This is a genomic window from Ralstonia sp. Ralssp110 (assembly GCF_047325135.1).
Classification (GTDB): Bacteria; Pseudomonadota; Gammaproteobacteria; order Burkholderiales; family Burkholderiaceae; genus Ralstonia; species Ralstonia mojiangensis.
In genome coordinates, this window is record NZ_CP168609.1 from 280,356 (window position 1) to 304,641 (window position 24,286).

Consider the following 24,286-nt stretch of genomic DNA (forward strand, 5'->3'; position numbering starts at 1 on the left):
CGGGGCGGCTTCAAATCAGGTGTCAGGAGAACAGAACGGCAGCTTTTTGGAGTGTAATCCAAACCCCCCAGCCCAACGGCAGGCCCACGGCGGCCCAAGCCAGCACCACGGCCACGGCCGAGCCAGGATGCGCCTTCCATTCCAGCGACGTTTCCGGTGCGATCACCGACGGTGTCGGGCTCTTGGTGGCCGCAGCGTGACGTTGCTCGTCGAGTTGCGCTTCGGTCATGAAGTGCTTCACGTTGACCGGGCGCACCAGCAGGTTGCAGATGAAGCCGAGGATCAGCAGGCCGGCGAGGATCATCATCGTGATGTCGTACACGGCCGCGCGTTCCACGCCATGGGCGATCTGGTATTCGCGCAGGTAGTTCACCAGCACGGGGCCCAGAATGCCTGCCGTCGACCACGCCGTGAGCAGGCGGCCGTGGATGGCGCCCACCATCTGCGTGCCGAACATGTCAGCCAGATAGGCCGGCACGGTCGCAAAACCACCGCCGTACATCGACAGGATCACGCAGAAGGCCAGCGCGAACAGCGCGATATTGCCGGTGTGCGACGTCCACGGAATCGATGCGTACAGCACGAAGCCGAGCACGAAGAAGATCGCGTACGTCATCTTGCGGCCCAGGCGGTCTGACAGCGATGCCCAGAAGAAACGGCCGCCGATATTGAACAGGCTCAGCAGACCGGTGAAGCCAGCAGCGATGGCCGCGATCTGGCCCTTTTGCGCAGCGGTCAGGTCCATGAACGACGTCGTCACGCCCAGCAGCTTGCCGCCAAACACTTCCTGCAGCAGCGGCGAGGCCATGCCGAGCACGCCAATACCGGCCGAGACGTTCAGGCACAGCACGGCCCAGATCAGCCAGAACTGCGGCGTCTTGAGCGCTTCGTTTGCGTGCACGTGGCGTTGCGTGACCATCGTGTCCTTCGCCTTGGCGGGCGAGGGTGTCCAGCCGGCCGGTTTCCAGCCCGTGGGCGGCACGCGGTAACCGAGCGCACCGGCCATCATGAACACGAAGTAGATGCCGGCCAGCACGATAAACGTTTGCGACACGCCGACCGTTTCGGGCGTGGCAAACAGCTTCATCAAGCGGTCAGCCAGCGGGGCGCCGATCATCGCGCCGCCGCCGAAGCCCATGATGGCCATGCCGGTCGCCATGCCGCGCTTGTCCGGAAACCACTTGATCAGCGTCGACACGGGTGAGATGTAGCCCAGCCCCAGGCCGATGCCGCCGATCACGCCCGAGCCCACCCAGAGCAGCCACAGTTGGTGCATCTGGATGCCGAGCGCGGAAATCAACAGCCCGCCGCACCAGCACACGGCTGAGACGACGCCGGCCTTGCGTGGGCCAACGCGCTCAAGCCAGCCGCCCCACATCGCAGCGGATGCGCCCAGGAACACGAAGAACAGCGTGAACATCCAGCCCAGGCTGGAGACGCGCCAGTCGCAGGTGGTGGTGAAGAGCTCGGCGATCAGCGAGACATCGGCGCCGCAGGTGAGCGGCTTGGTGATGCCCAACGCGCGGCCAAGCGGCAGCCAGAAGACGGAGAAACCATAGGCCATGCCAATGCACAGATGGATGGCCAGTGCGGCAGGCGGAACCAGCCAGCGGTTGAAACCAACCGCGGCGACGGTGCGCTCGCGCGAAAAAAATGGATGCAGGACTGCTTCGGACATCGAATCCCCCCGGATAAGTTGAGCCCGTGTTGTGACGTATGTTGTGAAACGTTGCGGCCGCGCCGGTCATGGCCGGTGCGTGTCAGTCGACTGCAGTTGGACTGCGCCGACATTGCCCGCGAAAGATAGTGGGGCAGCGTGTTCTAGATCAATAGTTGTAGTCACCCGTTGTATTGCGGATTACGCAACGTACAGCCTAATTGCTTAATTTATGTGTCTGAAAACATAAATGCCCGGGTGGGAAGGTGGCGTTGCTGTTCAACCAATGACCGCCGGAGCGTGGTGCGCCGTCAGCTCCTAACCGCTGCGTTTGGCCACGGGCAGGCGATTGCTTGCTGGCGGAATTCATCGGCCAACGCGCGCAGGCAGGTGAGGGCGGATTGCATTTCCTCCGCCCGCTGCGGATATGGCCCAATGCTCTGCGCAGCGCGCTCGATGCGGCGGGCAGCATCGCCAATCGGCTGATGCCCCAGCATGCGTGCGGAACCGACGATGCGATGCGCCGCTTCAACGATCTGCGTATCTTCGCCGCCGTGGATGGCGTTCTCCAGGTTGGCGAGATCCTGTTCTGCCGTCTCGCAAAATAGATCGACGATAAAACGCCATTGCTGCAGATCATTGCCAAACAGCTCGATGAGTGTGGCGACGACCTGCGGCGGGAACTGGGCGGCGACGCTGGTGGGGACGTTGGACGTGGGGAGCATGGGCGATGCGTGCGATGAGAACCAGAGACGCACTCTGCTCGCCTCGCCCACGCGTCACCATGAGATTGGTCCGATTCTGGTGTGAGCCCAAATGAAAACGGGCGCACCGCTGGCAAAGCGATGCGCCCGTTGCGCTTTCAACGCACGCGGCTTAAGGCAGCATGGCCGCTGTCGGATTGACGTCCGAATCGCGCGAGGGCGGCCGGCGATGACGGTGCGCCCATGTAAAGACCACCGGCAGGACCAGCAGCGTGAGAATCGTGGTGGTGACCATGCCGCCCACGATGACCAGCGCCAGCGGGCGCTGCGCTTCCGAGCCGATGCTGTGCGACAGCGCCGCCGGCAACAGGCCCAGGCCGGCCAGCATGGCGGTCATGATCACAGGGCGCAGGCGCAGTGCGGCGCCGTCCACGGTGGCTTCGCGCACGTTTTCGGATTGCGCCAGCCGATTGACGTACGAGATCAGGATCACCCCGTCCTGGATGGCGATGCCGAACAACGACAGGAAGCCGATCCCCGCCGAAATCGACAAGGTTTCGTGCGCGATATGCAGCGCCAGCAGCCCGCCGATGGCGGCAAACGGCACATTCAGCACCACCATCAGCGCATCCTTGAAATTGCCGAACGTGCTGTACAGCAGGAGGAAGATCACGAGAATCGTCAACGGCACGATCACCATCAGCTTGCTCTGGGCGACCTTCATCTCGTTGAACTGGCCATCCCACTTGACGGTGTAGCCCTCGGGCAACTGCACGTTGTCGCCCACCGTGCGCTGTGCTTCGTCCACCGCGCTGCCCAGGTCACGGCCGCGCACGCCGAACTTGATGGCGATGTAGCGTTTGCCCAGTTCGCGGTAGATGAAGAACGGGCCGTCGGTCATTTCCACCTTGGAGATCATCGACAGCGGAACGTGCTGGCCGTCGGGCGTATCGATCAGCAGTTCGCGGATGGCGTCGTACGACGCACGTGCCTGCTGGTTCAGCCGCACCGCCAGGCCGAACGATTTCTCGCCCTCCAGGATTTGCGTGACAGGCGCCCCGCCAATGGCGTACTGCACCAGGTTCTGCACATCGCTCACGTTGATGTTGAAGCGCGCAGCGGCCTGGCGGTCGATGGAAACGTTCAGCGTCGGCTGGCCCAGTTCGCGGAAGATGCCCACGTCCACGAGGCCCGGGACTTTCTTGAGTTGCGCCTGGATTTCATTGGCCTTGGCTTCGAGCACATTCAGGTCATTGCCGAACAGCTTGACCGAGTTCTCGCCCTTCACGCCCGAGAGCGCTTCATCCACGTTGTCCTGGATGTATTGCGAGAAGTTGTATTCGATGCCCGGAATCTTCTCCAGGCGCTTGGACAGACGCTCGACCAGTTTCGCCTTCGTCATGCCGGCGGGCCATTGGTCAGGTGGCGCGAAGTACAGGCCGTATTCCTGGTTGAACACGCCGGTGGAATCGGTGCCGTCATCGGGGCGGCCGATCTGCACCGAAACCTGATTGATCTCCGGCTGTTTGACGAAGTACGCGCGCAGGTCGTTGGCCACTGACGATGAGTAGTCCAGGTCGACCGTGTTGGGCAACGTAATGCGCAGCCACAGGTTGTTTTCCTCCAGCGTGGGGAGGAACTCGGTACCGAGGAACGTGGCGCTATACAACGTCAGAACGAGCGCCGTGATGGCCGTGGCAAAGACGGCCATCGGGCGCGCAATGAGCTTGCGCAGCAGTGGCTTGTACCAACGGAGAATCGCCGTGATAAACGCCGGCGAATGCGGATGCAGCGTCTTGCCGAACACGAACGACGTGGTGGCCGGCACGAACGTCAGGCTCAGCACGATCGACGCCATCAGCGCAAAGCCCATCGTGAACGCCATCGGCTTGAAGATGATGCCTTCCACGCCACCGATGAAGAACAGCGGCGAATACGCCACGATGATGATGCCCGTGGAGAAGATCATCGCGCGCTGCACTTCGCTGGTGGCCTTGACGATGGCATCGTCGAGCTTCTCGGCGCCTTCTTCCAGATGCCGCATGATGTTTTCCATCACGATGACGGCGGCATCGACAATCACCCCAAAGTCGATCGCCCCAAGCGAGATCAGGTTGGCCGGCACATGGAAGTGCTCCATGCTGATGAATGACACGCACAGCGCCAGCGGAATCACTGCCGCCACCACAGCCGCCGCCCGGAAGTTGCCCAGGAAGACGAACAGCACGGCGAGCACCAGCGAAATCCCCACCACCAGCGTGTGTTCGACCGTGCCCATGGTGATGTCGAGCAGCACCTGGCGGTCGTAGAACGGCTTGACCTGAATGCTCTTGGGCAGGATGCCGTTGTTTAGCTCCGCTACCTTCTCGCGCACCTTGGCTAGCACCTCGCTGGCGTTGGCGTCGCGCTTGAGCAGCACGATGCCTTCCACCACGTCGGGCTGATCGTTGTATTGCACCTGGCCCAGACGCTGCACGTTGCCGACTTCCACTTCGGCAATATCGCGCACGCGCACCGGCACGCCGTTGTTGGCGGCTACCACCACGTTGCGGATGTCATCTACCGTTTGCAGCAGGCCGACGCCGCGCACGACGAACTGCTGCTCGCCGTCGCGCAGCAGGTTGCCGCCGGTGTTGTTGTTCGCGTTGCTGATGGCCGCGATGAGCTGTGACAGCGTGATGCCGTACGACTGCAGCTTCGCCGGCGACGGCACGATGTGATACTCCTTCACCTTGCCACCGAAGGAGCTGACATCGGCCACGCCCTGCACGTGCTTGAGCCCCTTGGAGATGTCGTAGTCTTGGTAGCTCTTGAGCGTGGTGAGGTCGACGCCATCGCCCACGAGGCGGAAGCGCATGATTTCACCGGTCGCGTCCGAGTCGGGGCTCAGCGACGGCTGCACGCCAGTCGGCAGATTGGCTGCCGCCACATATTGCGAGAAGTTCTGCCGCGCCTTGAAGCTGTCGGTGCCTTCCTTGAACTTGAGCGTCACCACCGACAGCCCGAACAGCGATACCGAGCGGAACGACTGCACGTCCGGCACACCGGCCAGCGCATTTTCAATCGGGATGGTGATCTGCTGTTCGACTTCGGTCGTGCTGCGGCCCGGCCATTGCGTGATGGCCTGCACCGACAGCGGCGCCACGCCCGGATACGCCTGCAGCGGCAACTCGCGGAACGCCAGCACGCCCGCCACCAGCAGCGCGATCGCCAGGAAGACAATCAGCAGCCGCCGCTTGAGGATGCCCGCGATGGGGTTGAAGCCCATGCCTACGCCCCCGCCTTGACGATCATCTCGTTGAGCAGCGCGGCGCCGCGCACCACCACCTGTGACGAAGCCTCAAGCCCGGCCGTCACGGCAAAGTCGCCGTCGGTGCCGGTGTCTTTGCCGTGCACTTCCACGCGCTTGAAATGCGTGGCGTCGCTCTGAACAATCACGAAGTAGCTGCCGTGGTCTTTCACCAGGGCGGCCTTCGGCACCACCGTGGCCTGGCCGCTGCCGGTCTGGATGCGCGCGGTGGCGTACATCTCGGGGCGCAGCAGGCCATCGGTGTTGGGCACGTCGCAGCGCACCGTCAGGGTGTGCGTGGCCGGGTCGATGTTCGGGGCGATAAAGCTCACGCGGCCAGTGAACTCGCGGTCCGGATACGCCGACGTATGCAGCGAGATCGGCTGGCCGATGCGCACGCTGGCAATGTCGTTCTCATACACATTGCCCGTGAACCACAGCACACGCGTATCGACGAGGCTCATGAACGAGTCGCCCACGTTCAGGAAGGCGCCTGGGTCCATGTTGCGCTTGACGATCGTGCCTGAGATGGGCGCGCGCAGTGTCAGGTGTTCAGCGGGGGTACCGCGCTTGGCGATCTGCGCGACATCGGCATCGGACATGCCCAGCACGTGCAGGCGGCCTGCCGCGGACTGTACGGTGGCGTCTGCATCGTCCTGCAGATCCTTCATGTTGGAACCCTTGAGCTGGCGGGCGGTATTCAGCGCCAGCAGATATTCCTTCTGTGCCGAGATGAAGTCTGGCGAGTAGAGCTGCGCAATCGGCTGCCCCTCGCGCACCAGCGCACCTTCGAACAGGAGAATCTGGTCCAGCCGCCCAGCCACGCGCGCCGATGCCAGCTTGGTGCGCTCGGCGTTATAGGCGAGCTTGCCGGGCGTGGACAGCTCCACCGGCACTGAAAGCTGACTGACCTGCGCAACCTTCACCTGCTGCGGGTCGAAGCCGCCGGCCGGAATTTCCACGGAATCCGGCTTCGCGCGCGCCGTGGCCGCAGGAGCGGATGCCGCGGTGGCAGCGGGTTTTGCGGTCTCGGCGGGCGCAGCGGCGGGCCATTTGCGTCCGACCACCACACCAACAGCCAGAGCTGCGGCCAAGGCGAGGACTGCAACAACGGGAGAGAACTTCTTCATGATGTTATTGAGCTTGAACCGGCGAGCGACCCGTGGCCGCGAGCAGCGCGTGATAGGCCTGCAAGGCCGTGGCCTGTGCCTGGGCGACCGACAGTTCGGCGTTCTTAAGCGCGCCCTGGGCGGTGAGCAGGTCGTTGAAATCGGCGTTGTTGCTGGCGTAGTTGGTCATCGTCACGCGATAGGCCGCCAGCGCCTGGGGCAGTTGCCGCTGCTTGTTGAAATCGAGTTGCGCAAGGGTCTGGCGCAACGTGTTGTAGGCGGTATCGACCGCCAGTAACGTCTGCTGGCGCACCGACACATCATTCGCCTCGGTGGCAATCTGGCTTTCCACCGCCTGGTTCACGCCGTACTTCTCCTTGGTCAGAAACCAGAACGGGATGATCACGTCCAGCTCGATCTGGTAGCTGTTGGGGCGCACGCCATACGGCGGGTTGTCCGTGGTGACGGTGGCGATGACCTGGAAGTCGGGCAGGTAAGCCTTGCGCGCCAGCGTCACGCTCTTGCGCGCCGCGTCCATCAGCTCGGCCGATGCCTTGATCGACGGGTGCTCGCGCAGCGCCTGGTTTTCCAGCTCGGGCAGCGGTTCCTCCGGCAGGTGCACGGACTCGTCGTCAGCGCGCAGCACAAGCGGGAAGCTCGGCTCCTTGCCGATGAGCGTGTTGAGGGTCTGCAGCGTGCTGTCGTACTGGCGTTGCGCGGCAAACAGGTCGTTCTGCGCGCTGCTCTGCATGACCTGCGCGTTGAGGAAGTCGGCATACGCAGTGGCGTTGTTGGCGTAGCGCACACGCGTGATCTGCTTGACCTGCTCCAGGCGCGTGATGGTCAGCTTTTGTACGTCGATCTGCTTCTGGAGCGCGATCGCCTGGTAGTACGTGGTGGAAAGCTGCGCGTAGAGCTGCAGGTACAGCGCGTCGTTTTGCGCGTTCAGCGATTCCGCCTGGCGATCGGCAATCTCGGCCGCCAGCGCCTTCTTGCCCGGAAACGGGATCTGCTGGGTCAGGTTGTACTGGCTGCCGCCTGCGCGGTTGACCGCCAGCGGGAATCCCTTGGGAATGCTGTTCCAGATGTAGCCGAGCTGCGGGTTGTTGGGCGACGCAAGCTGCGGTGGTATCGATTTGGCCGACAGATAGTTATGGCGCGCCTGGATCAGTTGCGGGTTGTTGCCTTTCAACTCCTGCAACAGTTCGACCAGGTTGAAGCCGGCGCCCGTCACGCCCGGCACGGAAGGCTTGATCGGCGGCATGGTGGCGACCGGCATGCTGGCCGCGGCCGGGCCCGTTGCCGACGTGGCTGCCCAGGCAGCGGCAAATGGCAGGCAGGCCACCGCGCATAGCACGGCTCTCGCCCGTGAATGGAACGCACCCCGATGTTTCACTGCAGCAGACTCCCCTTGAGACGGGAGCGTTTTTACCGACGCGAACTTTCAAGCGCCTTTCACGACTCAGCCAGCCGTCAGGGCGTTAGAAAACGCGCAAAAACGCGCCCTGCGGCGGCAGTCTGCGACAGTTATATGACAGGACATGACGATCGTCTCAGGCCGGTGCAAGCGGGCATGCCATGCCGACGCGGGTCGCAAGTGCATCGCGCATGGCCTGCAGGCTGGCGATCCGGGCATCGATCGTGGCGAGTTTCTCGCGCAGCAACGCGGTGACGGCGGCATCGGTGTCGGGTTGCTGCCACACCTGCGCCATGCCTTCCTTGATTTCCGCCAGGGTGAAACCCAGCTGCTGGGCCGTGCGGACGTATTGCACCAGTTCCACGATTTCGGGCGGATAGGCGCGGTAGCCGTTGCTTCGGCGCCGCGCACGGATCAGCCCGCGTGCCTCGTAAAAGCGCAGGCCATCCCGTGAGACGCCGGTGGCGGCGGCCAGATCACCGATGGACAGGTCGCCGGCATGCGCATTGGAAATGGGAGCGGGAAGAGCGGCAGGCATGGTGGTTTGGGAGGAGGGGTACGGTCGGGGCTTGACCTTGGAGCGTACACCAAGCTTTACCGTGGCGACTCCTTCACTTCACTTCTGGAGTTTCCCCATGGTTTCCGAATCGACCTTCCTGCGTATGGTGCGGGCCAGCGCCTGGTATGACCTGATCGTGACCGCGCCGTTTGCTACGCCGTGGACGTTCGCGCTGTTGCATCAGGCGCTCAGCGCATTGGCGCATGCGCTGGGCATCGGCAGCTTGCCGGCATTTGAGCCAACCCATCTGCTAATGGCCAATCTGATGGGGTCGGTGGTGTGCGTGTGGTCGGTGCTGCGTATCCGACAGACGAGTGTGGCGCTCGGCCGGTACGACGCCGTGGCCCGCTGGCTGTTTGCGGCGTGGCAGGCATACGCGCTGGCATCGGGCGCGACGCTGCTGGTGGTGCCGTTCCTGATCGCGGAGATCGGCTTTGGGCTGCTGCAATCGCTGCCCGTGGGCCGCGTGCCCGGGCGAGCAGGCGCGCGGGCGGCGTGACCGCTTGCGTCGTTTAGCGCGCGGCCGGGGCGCTGGCCGGTGCCTCGGGAGGCAAGCCGGCCGGGATGTACGGGCCGCCGCCCAGCACCTGCATGCGCGACAGCACGCGCAACTGATTGTCGAGCTTGGCCGAGTCAACAAAGCGTTTGACGTCGTCGCCGGCGCGCCGGGCCATTTCGGGCGTATCGACCCAGCCTGTCAGCGTGACCTTGCCATCAGGGGTGGAGCGGATGCGGATCTGGCGTGTGCTGAGCGCGGTGTCCTGATCCAGCGCCGCCTTGACCTGGTACGAGAGCAGCGAATCGTCGAGCATGTGCGCGCCGGCGCTGTTCGGGCTATCGCCCCACGCACAAGCCGTAAGCAATGCTGCGGCGCCAATTGCGGCCAACACACCGACCGAGGCTGCGACGGACAACTGAGGGAAGCGCATCGATGCTCCTGAAGAGAGGGCGACAAGCCAACATCATAAGCCCGCCGCCCACCCAATCTGCTTAACGCGTGCGGCGCTGCCAGAGCGTCTGCGCCGCCAGCCAACCCGGTCCCACCGTTGCCACGAGCGCAATCAGCACGCCCCACACAAAATGAAATTCGATGGCCGATGCCGACAGATCGGCCCAGTACGACACCGCCGCCACCACGTTGACGAAGAACAGCCCGGCAGCCGCCAGCCGCGGCACGATGCCGGCCAGCATCAGAGAAGGGAAAACCAGTTCGCCGAACGTGCCGAGCGCTGCTGCCAGTGCGGGCGGCAACAGCGGCACTTTGTATTCCTCGGTAAAGAGCAGCACCGTGGTGTCCCAGTCGTGCAGCTTGGTCAGGCCGGAGCGGAAGAACACGTAAAAGAGATACGCCCGGGCGATCAACAGGATGACCGAACAAAGTGTGCTTTGCGGACCGGCAAGCCGATCGAACGACGCGCGCAGGCGCGTAAGCGGGGCAAAAGTCGTAGTCAGGGTGTTCATGGCGTGTCTCCAGTAGACGAGGTTGTTGAGCAGGCAGACAGTGCGAGCAGCCCCGATCGATAGAGGTCAGACAGGCATGCGGTCAAATCAAAATCCGGCCGCTCAGCCAGCGTGGTTTCGAGCGCGGCCTGAAGCGACGGCGTAGCGTCGCAAGCTGCGAGGAACGTGGCTGTCGGGGCATCGAGATCGAGCACAGCAACGCGATGCCCGCGCACGGCAATCACAGCGGCTTCGCCCACACCCAGGTCGATTTCGTTGAGTGCGATGGTTGCGCCGGGCTGGTGTGCGCGCCAGATCGAAACCACGGGCCATGGAGAAACCACCCACTGCGCACTTTCGACCAGCCCGGCGCGGATGGTGTCCGCGGGCTGCGCGAGCAGGGTGGCGTTCGCCGCTTCAACGTGCGCGTCCGGGGCGTAATGCGCCCAATGCACGCACCATTCCAGGCGCGCGACATCGGCCAGATAGGGCACGCTGTGCGCCAAGGGCGATTGCGCAATGACGTCCGGCAGCGCATTTCCGTAGCGATGCAGGTTCGGTGATGTGGACGCCTGCACGGCAAGCGTGTCGCGCACGAGTGCATCAAAGCAGTCCTCGCCGACGAGCGCGCGGCAGACGGGGTAGGCCCCCGCCAGCGTATTGCGCAGAATGGCCAGGCGCGCGTTGCGGTAGATGGCGATGCCGCGTGCTTCTTCGTCGGTTGCGGGGGCCGTCAGCGCGCCGATGAGCCGCGCTTCCCAGTCAGGCAGTCGCATGGCGTGGCTCCTGCATGGGTGCGTTGGCGTGGCGATCGAGCGTCGCTTGGGCGCGTGCCGCTTCGTCCAGCAACACCTGCACGGGCGGCAGTTCGGCATCCCATTCGATCAGTGTCGGGCGTGCACCATGCTTGGCGATCCATGCGTCGTACAGTGCCCAGACGGGCGCGTGGACGGGCGCGCTGTGCGTGTCGATCAGCATGCCGTCTTCTACGCTGAAGCCCGCCAGGTGAATCTCGCCGACCAGCGCAGGGTCGATATCGGCCAGTACCGATTCAACGGTCACGCCGTGGTTGATGCTGTTCACGTACAGGTTGTTCAGGTCCAGCAAGATGCCGCAGCCCGTACGCCGGGCGAGGGCGGTCAGAAATGCACCCTCGGAGAGGGCCTCGTCGGCATCGACCAGCGCGCGGCAGTCGATGTACGCGGCGATGTTCTCGATCAGCAGCGGTCGCTTGAGGATGTCCTGTGCGCGCATGACGTTGGCGCAGACGACATCCAGCGATTCGCGGGAATAGGGCAGCGGCAGCAGGTCGTTGACGACCTGCGCGCCACTGCGGTTGAAGCACAGGTGCTCGGAAATGGCGGCTGGCGCCACCGCATCGGCCAGCATAGCGATGGCGCGTACGTGCTCGACGTCCAGTCCATCCGCATTGCCCAGCCCCATGCCCACGCTGTGCAGGCTCACCGGCTGGCGCTCTCGCGCGGCCAGCAGCGCCGCGCGGGCGGGGCCGCCATACAGATAGTTCTCGCTGTGCACTTCCACCCAGGGGAAGCGGGCTTCCCCGTGCAACACGACGGGAAAGTGCGGTGCGCGCAGGCCTGCGCCGGCGCAGGTTGGCAGAGCGGTCTGCATGGCGGTCACCCGGCGTCGCGCGTTACTTGGACGGGGCCTGCATCGTGCCGCCCATCTGCGCGCAGGTGCCGGCCGGCACGTACTTCCACGACATTGGGTCCTTGTCCATCTTCGATTGGCCAGCGCAGGCGTGGGCGCTGCCCGGGCTGGCGCAATCGTTCTGGCCGGCCTTGGCGACGCCGTAGCACTTTTCCTTGCCGGCGGCATCAGCGGCCTGCACCGGTGTCGACAGAGCGCCCAGCGCAAGCAGGCTACCCAGAGCGGCGGCGATCATGGCGTGTTGTTTCATTTGTGTTCTCCTTGAGTGGCAGGTGTCGTTGAACGGCGGACAGGGCCAAATCCCTCGCCGTACGGTGCACTGCGGCATCGCGCAGATGTGTTCCGTGCACCTTCGTCGGCGCACGTGGGCGTTCCTGACACGGAGAACAGAAATTTTTCGATTTTTTTTTTTGAAGCAAACCGCCAATAAAAAAGGCGACCCCAATGGGCCGCCTTCAGGCTGAACAGGAAAGATTTACCTGGCGTGCGCCGCGCGCGTGCGCGCCGCCTTCTTGGCGGCGGCGGATCGGCCGGCTGCGCCCTTGGTGGCAGCGCCCTTCTTGGCCGCCGCCGAGCGCTCACTGCTCGAACGCTTGGAGGCCGCGCTATGCGCCTGCTTGGACAGCGACGACTTGGAAGCCGCCGAATGGCCTTCCTTCTTCAGCGTGCGCGTGGTGGTTTTGCTGCGCTTGGCCGTGGATTCCTTGCTGGCACTGGCGTGGCTGCCGGTCTTGTTACTTGCCTTGCTGCCGGCCTTGACGTCATGTTCCGCCTTCTTGCGCGTGGCGGCCGACGCCTTGCCTTCCCCCGGCGGCTTGACGGCAACGCCAGAACGGCGTGCCTTCGATAGACCAATCGCAATGGCCTGCTTGGTGTTTTTCGCACCGTGCTTGCCTTCCCGGATGTGATCCATCTCTTCCTTCACGAAGTTGCCCGCCTGGGTTGAGGCGGCTTTGCCGTGGCGCTTGTCGGCGCGCGCACGTTCTACGGTTTTGCGTTCCGGCATGATGACGTCCTCCGTTGAGTTGGAGCGCCGGCCGGTCATGCTGGGCATCAGCCCACAGATCAACAAACCGGCAGCGCTTGCACACAACCACGCAACCGGCGTACCTGCATCGCTTGCGTTCAGCCCACGCGGAAATGCTCGATGCTCTGTCCTGCGTTGACGGCGCGCTTCAGCCAGTCGGGCATGTCGCCCATGCCGTCCCAGTGCTGGCCGTCGGCGCTCATGTAGACCGGGCCGATGGGGGCGGATGGTGCGGGCGGCGGCGGTGGCGCGTCAAAGCAGCCATGCGCCTGCAAATCTTCGACAGACAGGTCGTAGGTTTGCATTTGTTCCAGGATCCAGGCGATCGCGGTTTCGCGACCCGACTCCGGCGGGTGACCTTCCTTCATCTTGTACGTATGTTTGGGGTTTCTGTCCGCTGGCTGCCAAAGGGAGAGAGAGGCAGGCGCAGGGCGCGCCGGGCGCCAGCGGAAAACGCACAAGAATAACAGCAGTTGGGCTGCTCATTCGTGTTGCAAATGTGGAGGCCTATTGCGTGTAGTGCCTTATTTGGCCGCTGGCGAATCGCTCTGTGCCCGCAACCACCGATACGGCGACCACCCCAGGTTCATGCCCGCCGCCGCCAGCAGGATCGCCCCCGCGCCCAAAAACTGCGCCAGTTGCAGCCGATGCCCGAACGCAACGATATCCACCACGATGGCAACAATCGGATAGATGAATGACAACGATCCGGTCAGATGCGTCGGCAGACGCTGGATGGCGCCATACAGCAGGATGTACATCAACCCCGTATGCACCACGCCCAGCGTGATCAACATCCCCCAGGTGTGCGCATCAGCCGGCAGATGCCGCAGATTGGCCAGCGGCGCCAGCATCAGCACGCCCACGCACACCTGGATGAGGGCAATCAGATGCGGCGGCGTACCGGCCAGCTTCTTGATCAGGAGCGCGGCCACCGCATAGGCAAACGCCGCGCCCAGCGCCATCGCAATGCCCGTCAGGTAATCGGTGCCCACGCTGGCTGCAGGCCCCACCTGAACAATCAGCACGACGCCAATAAACGCGATGGCCAGCCAAGTGAGCTTGGCCGCCGTGAACTTTTCTGACAGAAACAGCGCGCCCAGCCCGACCAGCATGAAGGGCTGCGTGTTGTAGACCGCCGTGGCAATCGAGATGGATGCGCGCGGATACGCCGCGAACAGCAGCAGCCAATTGATGACGATTGCCACGCCGCCCAGTGCGGCAATGCCCGCACGCCGCCACGTGATGGCGCCGCGCAGCAGCCCCAGGCCGGCGCACACTCCCAGCAGCGTCAGCGCGCCGAACACGCAGCGCCAGAACACAACGTCTGCCACGGGCTGGCCGGAGCGGACGACGAACCAGCCGATCGTCCCGGAGATGACCATGGCGGCGGTCATCTCAACCGTGCCGCGCGTCTTATCGTTCATGCGAACCACCTTGAGCGTTGGATGCAGCAAGGATCGCACGCAAATTGGCTGACTTCCATTGCTTTTCTAAGGCAAAATTGGCGTTCTTTCTAATGAAGTAAGGCGAAATGCCCGAATTGGAGGTGGAACGCAATGAACACGATTGACGCGCTGGATCAACGCATTCTCGACGTCCTGCTGACAGATTCCCGCATCTCGCTCAAGCAACTCGCCGAGCAGGTGGGGTTGTCATCCCCCAGCGTGTCGGAGCGCCTGCGGCGGCTGGAGGAGCGCGGCGTGATCCGGCATTACACCGTCGACATTGACCCGGCGGCGCTGGGCTACACGCTGCAGGCCATCGTGCGCGTGCGGCCCATGCCGGGCAAGCTGCATATCGTGCAGAAGCTGATCGAAGAGATTCCCGAGATCGGCGAATGCGACAAGGTCACGGGCGAGGACTGTTTCATCGCTCGGCTGTATGTGCGCTCGATCGATCAGCTCGACCAGATTCTCGATCGCGTGGCGTATCACGCCGAGACCAACACCGCCATCGTCAAGACGCAGCCGGTAAAGCGGCGTGCGCCGCCGTTTGCACCGGCTGACTGACGTGCTGGCGGTTATGCGACAACAGCGGGCTCCTGGATGCCTGCGCGCGCCATGGCTTGCCGCAGATCGGCAATCAGGTCTTGCGGCGCTTCCAGCCCGACATTGAGCCGCACCAGGCGGCCGCGATAGTGGCGATTCGGTCGCGCCAGATCGGGATATGGCATCACCAGGCTGCTCGTGCCGCCCCAGCTCATGCCGATTCGGAACATGCGCAGCGCATCAATGAATGCGTTGACCTGTTCGGCCGAGACGCTTTCCTGGAACACCACCGAAAACACGCTGGTTGCGCCGGTAAAGTCGCGCTTCCAGAGTTCGTGGCCGGGGCATGACGGCAGCGCCGGATGCAACACGGTCGCAATGCAGTCCTGCAGATGCAGCCAGCGCGCCACCGCCAGGGTGGACGTTTGCAGGCGCTCAAGCCGCAGCCCCAGCGTTTGCAGGCCACGCAGCGCCAGGCTGCAATCGTCGGGCGATGCGCCCATGCCCAGATCGGCAAACGCGCTGCCCACACGCTCGAACATCGCCTCCGAGTTGACGGAGACCGAGCCGAGCAATAGGTCGCTGTGGCCGCCCACGTACTTCGTCAGGGCTTGCATGCTGATGTCTACGCCGTGCGCAAAGGCGTCGAAATACACGCCGGCCGCGTACGTGTTATCGAGCGCCACCGGCACACCGCGCGCGTGCACCGCTGCCACGATTGCCGGCACGTCCTGCACTTCCATCGTGACCGAGCCAGGGCTTTCGGTCCAAACAAGCGCGGTGTTTGAGCGGATGAGGCCGCCGATGCCCGCGCCGATGAGCGGGTCATAAGTTTCGACTTCGATGCCCATCCGTTTGAGCAAGCCGGCGGCCATGCTGCGGTTGGGTCCATACGCGCTGAACGGCACCAGCGCGTGGCTGCCCGCGCCGCAGCAGGCCAGGTAGACGAGCGCGATGGCAGCCTGCCCGCCCGGGACGATAAAGCTGTGGCGTGCGCGTTCCAGTTGCGCAATCCGCGCGCCGAGTTCAATGGCCGTCGGTGTGCCGTAGAGGCCGTAGGTGTAGCCGTGTTGCGCATGGCGCCAGTCGTCCACGACCTGCGCGGCGTTGTCGAACAACACAGTTGAACCACGGTAGACCGGGGTGACCAATGACCGGAAACCGCCAGGGGCGAGCGTTTCGGGGTTGACGAGCTGGGATTGCCAATGCATGGGATGGCCCTCTGTGAACGTGTGCACCGTGAAATCCTATGTCACGTCAGCAGAGCAATTTCAGCTATTCTGCCCAGCCAGACGCAAAAATTTCTCGCTCCCCGTCCGTTATGGCCCCACAGAAATCGCTCGAACTCGACGCATTCGACATCGCCATTCTCAATGCCGTGCAGCGGTGCTACACCACGCCGCTGCGCGTGATCGGGGAGCAGGTCAATCTATCGACGGCCGCGGTGCAGCGGCGCATCAAGCGGATGGAGGAAGCAGGCGTTATCGTCGGCAACGTGGCGGTGGTGGACCCCGAGCGGGTGGCCAAACCCATCACCGTGATCGTTGAAGTGCATGCCGAGCGCACCAATACCGCGGCGATGGCCGCGCTCAAGAAGGCACTCTCCGGCCCTGAGGTGCAGCAGTGCTACTACGTGACGGGCGAGGCCGATTTCGTCCTCATCCTGAACGTGGCCACGATGACGGAGTACGAAGCCCTTGGGCGTCGCCTGTTCGACGACAACGACAACATCCGGTGGTACCGCACGGCCGTGGTGCTCAACCGCGTGAAGGTCGGGCTCGAGGTGCCGTTGGGCTAGCGGTGCACGCCGTTCCACCGCCCGCACAATGCGTCAATACGGGGATGAGGCTATAGTGCCCCAGCGCTTGGCCTGATAAGGTTCGCGCGCCATAACACGTACGCTGGCACGACCGGCGTCCTTGAAGGTACCAAAGGAGCTCCTATGCAGAATCCAAGAACAGGCATGCGGTGGATCGCCGCCGCAATCGCATCGATCAGCATCACGACCGTCGTACACGCGGCATCCGTCGCACCCGTGGCCGCAGAAAACGGCATGGTCGTTGCGGCACAGCATCTGGCCAGCAAGGTCGGTGTGGAAGTGCTGAAGCGCGGCGGCAATGCGGTGGACGCCGCAGTGGCCGTGGGTTACGCGCTGGCCGTGGTCTATCCGGCAGCCGGCAACCTGGGCGGCGGTGGTTTCATGACAATCCAACTGGCCGATGGCCGCAAGACCTTCCTCGACTTCCGTGAAGTCGCGCCGAAGGCCGCCACCGCCAACATGTATCTGGACAAGGACGGCAACGTCATCAAGGGTGCGTCCACCAAGGGGCACTTGGCCGTGGGTGTGCCGGGCACAGTGTCCGGCATGGAGTATGCGCGCCAGAAGTACGGCACCATGCAACGCGCAGCACTGATCGCGCCGGCCATCACGCTCGCCGACAAGGGCTTCGTCCTCGATCAGGGCGACGTCGACATGCTGCATACGTCCACCAAGGACTTCCAGGAAGACGCCGCATCGGGCGCGATCTTCCTGAACAGGGGCCAGCCGTTCCAGGTGGGCGAGAAGCTTGTCCAGCGCGATCTGGCCAAGACGCTGCGCGAGATCAGCAACAAGGGCACCGACGGTTTCTACAAGGGCTGGGTCGGGCAGGCCATTGCTGCGTCGAGCAAGGCGGGCGGTGGCCTGATCACGCAAGAGGACCTCGTCAGCTACAAGACGCGCGAACTGGCGCCGGTCGAGTGCGACTACCGCGGTTATCACGTGGTGTCGGCACCGCCCCCGAGCTCGGGCGGCGTGATCATCTGCGAAATGCTGAACATCCTGGAAGGCTATCCGCTCAAGGACCTGGGCTGGCATTCCGCGCAGGCCACGCACTACCAGATCGAAGCCATGCGCCACGCCTATGTAGACCGCAACAGCTACCTGGGCGACCCGGACTTCGTGAAGAACCCGCTGGACCGCCTGCTGAGCAAGGATTACGCCGCCAAGATCCGTGCCGTGATCGACCCGAAGAAGGCGGGCGTGTCGAAGGACATCAAGCCGGGCGTCGAGCCGCATGAAGGCAGCAACACGACGCATTACTCGATTGCTGACAAGTACGGCAACGCGGTGTCGGTCACGTACACGCTCAACGACTGGTTTGGTGCGAAAGTCACGGCCGCCAAGACGGGCGTGATCCTGAACGACGAGATGGACGACTTCACGGCCAAGGTCGGCGTGCCGAACCTGTACGGCTTGGTGCAGGGCGAGGCCAACTCGATTGCCCCGGGCAAGCGTCCGCTGTCGTCGATGAGCCCGACCATCGTTACCAAGGATGGCAAGCCTGTCATGGTGGTAGGCACGCCGGGCGGCAGCCGCATCATCACGGCCGTCATGCTGACCATGATCAACGCGATCGATTACGGCATGAACGTGCAGGAAGCCGTCGACATGCCGCGCTTCCACCAGCAATGGCTGCCGGACGTGACCAACGTGGAGCCGTACGCGCTGTCGGAAGATACGCGCAAGCTCCTGACGTCGATGGGCCACAACCTGGGGGCGCCGCAGCCGGCCAACCACTTGGCTGCGATCATCGTCGGCGCACCGTCGCTGGGTGGCAAGCCGGTCGGCAACAACCGCTTCTATGGCGCGAATGACCCGCGTCGCAACACGGGGCTGGCAGCCGGTTATTGATCGGCATTGCACCACCCGCAGTACGAAAAAAGCCCGCCAAGTTTCGGCGGGCTTTTTTCTTGGCGACGTTTTCCGGGTCAGGCCGCCGCAGTCAACACCGGCAGATTGCCTTCGCCAAAGCCGTGGTGCCCGCGCCGCTGCACGATCTCGAAGAAGATCTCGCCTGGATGGCGCTTGATGAACGTTTGCAGGAACAGTTTGGGCACGCCGTCGACGATCTCGCCGTCGACCAGAATGCCGTATCGGCGCAAGGCTGCCAGGTCCAATCCGTGACCGGGCAGGCGTGCGTCGACGGTGTCGTAGTAGTGCGCCGGGGGCTCGACAAAGGTGAGGCCGTTGGCGGCCAGCGCGGCGGCTGTGCGCAAGATGTCGTCGGTGGCCAGCGCAATGTGTTGCACGCCTTCGCCGGGGTGGTCGGGCAGGTAGGCGTGCATGAGGTGCGCGCGGTGCGTGCCTTCTTCATAGAGCGGGATGCGGATCATGCCGCACGACGACACCATCACGCGGGAATCCGCCGCGACGTGCCAGTTGGCATGCAATTCGTGGATTTCGCTGAAGCCGAGCTGGTTGCGGTAGAAGTCGATCCAATCCTGCAGGCGGCCCGCGCCGACGGTCTGCGTCAGGTGGTCGACGCGTGCCAGCCCAACGCCAGCGTGGTGCCAGTCCTCATGCGCGGTCTCTGCGTCCAGCGGGCGAAAGTCGATGTCGTAGATGGAGATGTCGCCCAGGCCGCCCCTGGCACCGTGCTTGCCGCGCCAGCGATCGACAAAATGCAGGTGCGTATCGCCCACGCCCTGGATGGCGGGGATCACCAGCTCGCTCGGCCCGATGGGCTCGGCCTCGGCCGGCCATGCACCCAGTTCGACGGCGCGGTCGTAGGCGTGCTGGGCGTCGTCAACGCGGATGCCGATGGCGCAGATACCCACGCCATATTCCTCAGCCCAGCGGTGCGCGAAGGAATCGGCTTCGGCGTTGACGAGGAAGTTCATGTCGCCTTGCCGATACAGCGTGACGTCCTTGCTTACGTGCCGCGCGATGGCCTTGAAGCCGAGCGATGCAAACACCTGGCCAAGCGCAGCCGGCGCTTGCGTGGCGAACTCGATGAACTCCAAGCCGGCGGTCTTGAATGGCAGGTCGGCGTTGCGGCTCATGGTGAGACTCCTGTGGCTGAAGCTAAGAATGCAGACACCGCATTGTGTACCACGCGGGTGGCAATGCGCATCCCACAGTCGCTATGCGGCAGCCCTTTGTGGATCCGGCTGGCTCTGCAGCTTCGGTAGCCAAAGGAAAGCGATGGACGCCAACACGGCGCCGGCAAGCATCATCGGCACCACCATGGGCCAGGCGCCAAGGCTGTGCGATGTATCGTCAAAGGCGGCCGCGGTCTGCCCCAGGCAGAAGGCCGCCAGCATCATGATGAAGCCTGACCATGACACCGCGCGCCCCGCAAGATGCGGCAGCTCGCCCACCGCACCTGCCTGGCCGCAAGGCTGATGAATGCCGTGGCCCATGCAATAGATGCCGTGTCCGAGCAGCAGCGGCCACGCTTGCCCGGGAAGCAGCCAGCAGCCCAAGCCCTGGATGCCCGCGCCGAGCAGGCTGAGCGTTGCGCCTTGCTGCACCGTCCGCACGAGGCTCTGCCGGCGCAGCAGGCGCCGGCAGCCCGTTGTACTGAGGATATAGACGAGCGATCCGCCGGCCGGTATCCAGCCATAAAGCTCGGGAGACAGGCCGAGATAGGCGATATAGACCATCGGCGAAAGCAGCAGGAAGCAGAAGATGCCGGCGTAGGTCGTGGCTGCCAGCAACCCCCAGACGCGAAAATCCGCGCTGGCGAAGATCTCGCGCACGCTGCCTGCCTGGCTCTGTGTCTCTTGCCGGGTTTCGGCAAAGCCGTGCCAGCACATCACCCATAGAACGATTGCATAGAAGCTCATGCCCGCCAGCACCCAGCGCCAACCCGCGTGTTGCGCGACAAAGGCACCCAGAATCGGTGCCACCAACGCAACGAAACCCAGCCCCGTGAGGCCACGCGCCATGACGTGCGGACCATCGCGTGCCGGGTGCAGATCACGTACGGCTGCGCGTGCGCACACCAGGATGGCGGCCATCGAGAACCCCTGCAGGGCGCGTGCAGCGGTCAACATGGAAGCGGTTACCGCCAGCGCGCCGGCCAGTGCAGCCACGGCATAGCACGCGAGCCCGATCAGCAGCACCTGACGACGGCCAAAACGATCGGCAAGGCTGCCCATCGGCAGTTGTCCAATGCCAAAGGCCAGCGCGAAGACCGTGAGGCTCGTGCTGGCCGAGCCCAGCGTCTGGGCAATGGCGGGAAGGGCGGGGAGATAACTGTCGGTCGCAACCGGCTGTGCCGACAGCAATAGCGGCAGCAGCAGGGCAAAGCTCAAAGGGCGACGCGTCATCAGCTCAGTATGCAATGGCTGCGCTGCGCCGCAACTCATCTGCGGTGGCGGTGCCGAAACCGAAGAACTCCAGGTACGCGGGAATCATCTCGAACAGCATGTCGGTACCGACCTGGACATCGCAACCCTTGTCGAGCGCCGCGCGCAGCAACGGCGTGTATTCGGATTTCATCACCACCTCGCCGACAAAGCAGCTCGGCGCGATGCGTGCCACGTCGAAGGGCAGCGGATCGTCTTCCTTCATGCCCACCGGCGTGGCGTTGACGACCACATCGAAGCCGTCCGGATCATTCGAACCGGTGCGCACCACCAGCGCGGGGTAATGCTCGCGCAGACGTCGGCCCAGCGATTCCGCCGATTCTGCGCGGGTGTCATACAAAGCAAGTTCGCCCACACCCGCAGCGGCCAGCGACGCGGCAATCGCTGAGCCGACACCGCCGGCCCCTGAAAGCAGCACACGCGCCCCTTTCAGTTGGCGCCCCTTGCGAAGCACGCCGCGCACGAAGCCTGCACCATCGAACTGGTCGCCCAGCAACGTGCCGTCATCGCGCTTGAGCACCGCGTTGCAAGCCCCCGCGATGCGCACGGCCGGCGTGACCTCATCGACCAGATTCACCGTGGTGACCTTGTGCGGCATCGTGATCAGCGCGCCACGCAGGTTGGTGAAGCGGCAGATCGACTGGAAGCTCTGCGCGTAATCTTCTGCCTTGACCCCCATGGGCACCACAACGGCGTCGATGCCTTTTTGCTCGAACCAGGGGTTGTAGATCATCGGCGACTTGAACGTCTCCGTCGGGTAGCCGATGTGGGCGATGAGGGTGGTTTTTCCAGAAATCATGGTTCAGGCGTGCGGGTTTCAGGCGGCCAAGGCTCCGGCCCGCTGGCGGGCATATTCAGCCTTGTCGACGGGTTGGGCGGCTGGCTTGCCCAGGTCGTCCATATGGATGCGGTAGGTCTCGCGTGCGGTCATGGCGGCCACGGCGGCAATCACCGTGACGCCAAAGGCAATGGCGCCCACGGTCAGCCAGATGTTGGTGGCTCCTGGCGGCGCCACGGCGGTGAAGAGGGCCGGCAGCATGGCAGTGATGGCGGTACCGATGTTCTGCGAAATCGCCATGGCCGACACACGGGTGCGCGTCGGGAACAACTCCGGATAGAAGCTCGGGAACACCGCGTTGTAGCCTTGGTAGACCACGCCCCACATCAGAATCGAGATGACGAAGGCAAGCGGCACGTTCTTGATGCTGATGGCGTATAGGTAGGCAAACGCGAGCAGGCCAGCGAGCAGCGAACCGATCACGATCGGTGGCTTGCGGCCGATGCGGTCGGACAGGTCGCCAACATACGGAATGACCAGCACGGCAACGATGTTGCCCACCACCGGAATCCACAGGTAGATGTCTTTGGCAAAGCCGATGCCGTAAGCCGGCTGCACCGCATAGGCGGCGCCAAAGATGGTCGCCACCACCGGAATCACGTTCATCAGCGCCATGCAGACCACGCGCAGCATGTCTGGCGTGCTGTATTTGAAGGCGTCGATCACGGGCGAGCGTGGGCGGCCTTGCTGCTGTTGCTCAGCGGTAAAAGCGGGGGTTTCGTGCACTTCGCGGCGGATGACGTAGCCGGCGATGATGACGACGAAGCTCAGAACGAACGGAATGCGCCAGCCCCAGGCGTTGAACTGGTCGGCGGGCATGTAGTGCGCCAGCGGCAGAAACACGGCAGCGGCCAGGATCTGCCCGGCCTGCACGCCTTGCAGCGTAAAGCTCGCGAAGAACCCGCGCCGGCCAAATGGGGCGTGCTCCAGGATCATGGAACTGGCGCCCGAAATTTCACCGGCCACGGCAAAACCCTGGATGAGCCGCATGATGACCAGCAACGTGGGCGCCAACAGCCCAACTTGGTCGTACGTCGGCAACAGGCCCACGGCTATCGTCGAAAAACCCATGAGGAACATGCACCAGAGCAGCACGTTCTTGCGCCCGTGCGTGTCGCCCAGATGGCCCAGCACGAACGCACCGATCGGCCGTGCGATATAACCCACGCCATATGTGGCCAGTGAGGCGATGATGGCCGTCTTCGGGTCGCCCTTGGGGAAGAATATCTGCGGAAAGATCAGCGCCGCGGCGGTGGCGTAGATAAAGAAGTCGTAGTACTCGAGCGCCGAGCCGATCCAGCCGCTGGCGGCGGCTTTCTTCGACTGGTGCTTGCCCAGGGGCTCGTGGGCAGGGGCTGCGGTCATGGTTGTCTCCGGTTTTATCTGTGCGGTCTATCGTGCGATTCGTTCGATGAAGGACCGTCTGTACACGCAACGCAGCGTAGTCCGCCGCCATGGCGGGGCACAAGCGACTGTGGATTGAAAACGTTCGATAATCGCACGGAATGGTGCGAATAGCGTACGACCCGAGGGTTTCTCCGAGTCTGTCTATCTCCCGGGGCGGAAGGCGCTACAGCACACGCATGATCGAAAGCGCGGTGTCCTGCAGCACCTGCAGCACCCGCTGCAAAGCGTGCTCCGTGGTTTCTTCACCGACCTGCATGTTCACGCTCAGTGCGGCGATCACGTTGCCGTGTCGATCCCGCAGCGGTACCGCCACACCGCGCACGCCAATCTGCAATTGCTGTTCGACCACGGCGTAGTCCTGCCGACCAGCCTTGCGGATTTCATCGAACAGGCGGTCCCGCCGCAGGATCGTGTAAGGCGTATAGGGCGTCAGCACACAGGTTTCCAGCCATGCCTTGACCTTCTGCTCGGGTTGCGCGGCCAGCATCATCACGCCGGCCGAGGCGAGCGGCGCCGGCACACGCGCTCCCAGCACGAATCCGGTGCTCATCACTCGGCTGGTACTGGTGCGCGAGATGAAGACGAGCTCCCAGTCATCCAGCACGCTGAGGTACGCCACCTCGCCCACGGCGGCGGTCACCTGTTGCAGGAATGGCTGCACCGTGCGCGGCAGACGCGCTGAATCGAAGTACGACCAGCCCACCTTCAGCACGCGCGGCGTCAGGCTGAACAGCGTGCCTTCACTGGTGAGGTAGCCGAGGTGCTCGAGCGTCAGGAGGTAGCGGCGCGCGGCTGTGCGGGTGAGGCCGGTCAGCTCGGCGGCTTGGGTGGGCGTCAGCCGGGGGTGCTCGTGGTCGAACGCCTCCAGGATGGTGAGCCCTTTTTCCAATCCGGCGATCCAGTCGCGCCTGTCGAGCGATTCCTTCGTCATGGCGATAACCCTAAAAACGAGCGATATGTGCGCACGATTGTACGATCATCGAACGCTGTTGCGCGAATGCCGCTTGTCGACATGTGGGGGTCCTCCTACGCTGCGGGCATT

The 24,286-nt window shown here is 63.8% G+C and carries 24 protein-coding genes; 4 read left to right on the forward strand and 20 right to left on the reverse strand.

What is annotated here, in order from left to right:
• Positions 1–22: 22 nt before the first annotated feature.
• The 6 genes from ACEN9T_RS01870 to ACEN9T_RS01895 all read right to left on the reverse strand — a co-directional run bounded on the left by ACEN9T_RS01870 (position 23) and on the right by ACEN9T_RS01895 (position 8,714).
• A complete protein-coding gene (locus ACEN9T_RS01870) occupies positions 23–1,678 on the reverse strand; it encodes an OFA family MFS transporter (protein WP_413706245.1) in 1,656 nt (551 codons plus the stop codon).
• A gap of 290 nt (positions 1,679–1,968) precedes the next feature.
• A complete protein-coding gene (locus ACEN9T_RS01875; protein WP_413706246.1) occupies positions 1,969–2,382 on the reverse strand; it encodes an Hpt domain-containing protein in 414 nt (137 codons plus the stop codon).
• Positions 2,383–2,533: 151 nt separating this feature from the next.
• Complete coding sequence (locus ACEN9T_RS01880; RefSeq protein WP_413706247.1) at positions 2,534–5,629, reverse strand: efflux RND transporter permease subunit; 3,096 nt, start codon at positions 5,627–5,629, stop codon at positions 2,534–2,536.
• 2 nt (positions 5,630–5,631) lie between these two features.
• Positions 5,632–6,780, reverse strand: coding sequence for an efflux RND transporter periplasmic adaptor subunit (locus ACEN9T_RS01885; protein WP_413706248.1), 1,149 nt, complete (start codon positions 6,778–6,780; stop codon positions 5,632–5,634).
• A 4-nt stretch (positions 6,781–6,784) separates the two neighbouring features.
• The gene (locus ACEN9T_RS01890) at positions 6,785–8,038 is read right to left on the reverse strand and encodes a TolC family protein (RefSeq protein WP_413706249.1); all 1,254 of its coding nucleotides are present in this window, start codon (positions 8,036–8,038) and stop codon (positions 6,785–6,787) included.
• Positions 8,039–8,312: 274 nt separating this feature from the next.
• Positions 8,313–8,714 carry a MerR family transcriptional regulator gene (locus ACEN9T_RS01895; protein WP_051530863.1) on the reverse strand — a complete coding sequence of 134 codons (402 nt, stop codon included), beginning with the start codon at positions 8,712–8,714 and terminating at the stop codon, positions 8,313–8,315.
• Between the two features lie 97 nt (positions 8,715–8,811).
• On the opposite strand from ACEN9T_RS01895, the gene ACEN9T_RS01900 reads away from it, so the two are divergent.
• Complete coding sequence (locus tag ACEN9T_RS01900) at positions 8,812–9,234, forward strand: hypothetical protein (RefSeq protein ID WP_413706250.1); 423 nt, start codon at positions 8,812–8,814, stop codon at positions 9,232–9,234.
• A 13-nt stretch (positions 9,235–9,247) separates the two neighbouring features.
• Here ACEN9T_RS01900 and ACEN9T_RS01905 read toward each other — a convergent pair whose 3' ends face one another.
• The 8 genes from ACEN9T_RS01905 to ACEN9T_RS01940 all read right to left on the reverse strand — a co-directional run bounded on the left by ACEN9T_RS01905 (position 9,248) and on the right by ACEN9T_RS01940 (position 14,300).
• Entirely contained in the window at positions 9,248–9,664 is a 417-nt protein-coding gene (locus ACEN9T_RS01905) for a BON domain-containing protein (protein WP_027679014.1), read from the reverse strand.
• Positions 9,665–9,725: 61 nt separating this feature from the next.
• Positions 9,726–10,196, reverse strand: a complete 471-nt coding sequence (locus ACEN9T_RS01910; protein WP_413706251.1) for a DoxX family protein — start codon at positions 10,194–10,196, stop codon at positions 9,726–9,728.
• Positions 10,193–10,951, reverse strand: coding sequence for a putative DNA-binding domain-containing protein (locus ACEN9T_RS01915; RefSeq protein ID WP_413706252.1), 759 nt, complete (start codon positions 10,949–10,951; stop codon positions 10,193–10,195). The genes ACEN9T_RS01910 and ACEN9T_RS01915 overlap by 4 nt, the downstream gene beginning before the upstream one ends.
• The gene (locus ACEN9T_RS01920) at positions 10,938–11,807 is read right to left on the reverse strand and encodes a DUF692 domain-containing protein (protein WP_413706253.1); all 870 of its coding nucleotides are present in this window, start codon (positions 11,805–11,807) and stop codon (positions 10,938–10,940) included. The genes ACEN9T_RS01915 and ACEN9T_RS01920 overlap by 14 nt, the downstream gene beginning before the upstream one ends.
• A gap of 22 nt (positions 11,808–11,829) precedes the next feature.
• Positions 11,830–12,096: a DUF2282 domain-containing protein gene (locus ACEN9T_RS01925; protein ID WP_024978729.1), complete on the reverse strand. Its 267-nt coding sequence runs from the start codon at positions 12,094–12,096 to the stop codon at positions 11,830–11,832.
• A gap of 225 nt (positions 12,097–12,321) precedes the next feature.
• Entirely contained in the window at positions 12,322–12,852 is a 531-nt protein-coding gene (locus ACEN9T_RS01930; RefSeq protein WP_413706254.1) for a DNA-binding protein, read from the reverse strand.
• Positions 12,853–12,971: 119 nt separating this feature from the next.
• Complete coding sequence (locus ACEN9T_RS01935; protein WP_413706255.1) at positions 12,972–13,241, reverse strand: DNA-binding protein; 270 nt, start codon at positions 13,239–13,241, stop codon at positions 12,972–12,974.
• 156 nt (positions 13,242–13,397) lie between these two features.
• Complete coding sequence (locus tag ACEN9T_RS01940) at positions 13,398–14,300, reverse strand: DMT family transporter (protein ID WP_413706256.1); 903 nt, start codon at positions 14,298–14,300, stop codon at positions 13,398–13,400.
• Between the two features lie 132 nt (positions 14,301–14,432).
• Here ACEN9T_RS01940 and ACEN9T_RS01945 point away from each other — a divergent pair, with 132 nt between their 5' ends.
• Complete coding sequence (locus tag ACEN9T_RS01945) at positions 14,433–14,885, forward strand: Lrp/AsnC family transcriptional regulator (protein WP_112188049.1); 453 nt, start codon at positions 14,433–14,435, stop codon at positions 14,883–14,885.
• A gap of 11 nt (positions 14,886–14,896) precedes the next feature.
• Here the strand turns inward: ACEN9T_RS01945 and ACEN9T_RS01950 are convergent, their stop codons facing one another.
• Positions 14,897–16,075, reverse strand: a complete 1,179-nt coding sequence (locus ACEN9T_RS01950) for a cystathionine beta-lyase (RefSeq protein WP_413706257.1) — start codon at positions 16,073–16,075, stop codon at positions 14,897–14,899.
• Positions 16,076–16,185: 110 nt separating this feature from the next.
• Here ACEN9T_RS01950 and ACEN9T_RS01955 point away from each other — a divergent pair, with 110 nt between their 5' ends.
• Both ACEN9T_RS01955 and ggt read left to right on the forward strand, forming a co-directional pair.
• The gene (locus tag ACEN9T_RS01955; protein WP_092975935.1) at positions 16,186–16,662 is read left to right on the forward strand and encodes an Lrp/AsnC family transcriptional regulator; all 477 of its coding nucleotides are present in this window, start codon (positions 16,186–16,188) and stop codon (positions 16,660–16,662) included.
• 144 nt (positions 16,663–16,806) lie between these two features.
• Positions 16,807–18,537 (forward strand): gamma-glutamyltransferase, encoded by a 1,731-nt coding sequence (gene ggt / locus ACEN9T_RS01960; RefSeq protein ID WP_413706258.1) that lies wholly within the window; start codon positions 16,807–16,809, stop codon positions 18,535–18,537.
• Between the two features lie 77 nt (positions 18,538–18,614).
• Here the strand turns inward: ggt and ACEN9T_RS01965 are convergent, their stop codons facing one another.
• The 5 genes from ACEN9T_RS01965 to ACEN9T_RS01985 all read right to left on the reverse strand — a co-directional run bounded on the left by ACEN9T_RS01965 (position 18,615) and on the right by ACEN9T_RS01985 (position 24,175).
• A complete protein-coding gene (locus ACEN9T_RS01965) occupies positions 18,615–19,688 on the reverse strand; it encodes a 4-hydroxyphenylpyruvate dioxygenase family protein (RefSeq protein WP_092975941.1) in 1,074 nt (357 codons plus the stop codon).
• An 81-nt stretch (positions 19,689–19,769) separates the two neighbouring features.
• Complete coding sequence (locus ACEN9T_RS01970) at positions 19,770–20,960, reverse strand: MFS transporter (RefSeq protein ID WP_092975944.1); 1,191 nt, start codon at positions 20,958–20,960, stop codon at positions 19,770–19,772.
• Positions 20,961–20,964: 4 nt separating this feature from the next.
• Positions 20,965–21,798, reverse strand: coding sequence for a shikimate dehydrogenase family protein (locus ACEN9T_RS01975; RefSeq protein WP_413706259.1), 834 nt, complete (start codon positions 21,796–21,798; stop codon positions 20,965–20,967).
• A gap of 18 nt (positions 21,799–21,816) precedes the next feature.
• Positions 21,817–23,202, reverse strand: a complete 1,386-nt coding sequence (locus ACEN9T_RS01980; RefSeq protein ID WP_413706260.1) for an MFS transporter — start codon at positions 23,200–23,202, stop codon at positions 21,817–21,819.
• A gap of 205 nt (positions 23,203–23,407) precedes the next feature.
• The gene (locus ACEN9T_RS01985; RefSeq protein WP_413706261.1) at positions 23,408–24,175 is read right to left on the reverse strand and encodes an IclR family transcriptional regulator C-terminal domain-containing protein; all 768 of its coding nucleotides are present in this window, start codon (positions 24,173–24,175) and stop codon (positions 23,408–23,410) included.
• Positions 24,176–24,286 lie beyond the last annotated feature (111 nt).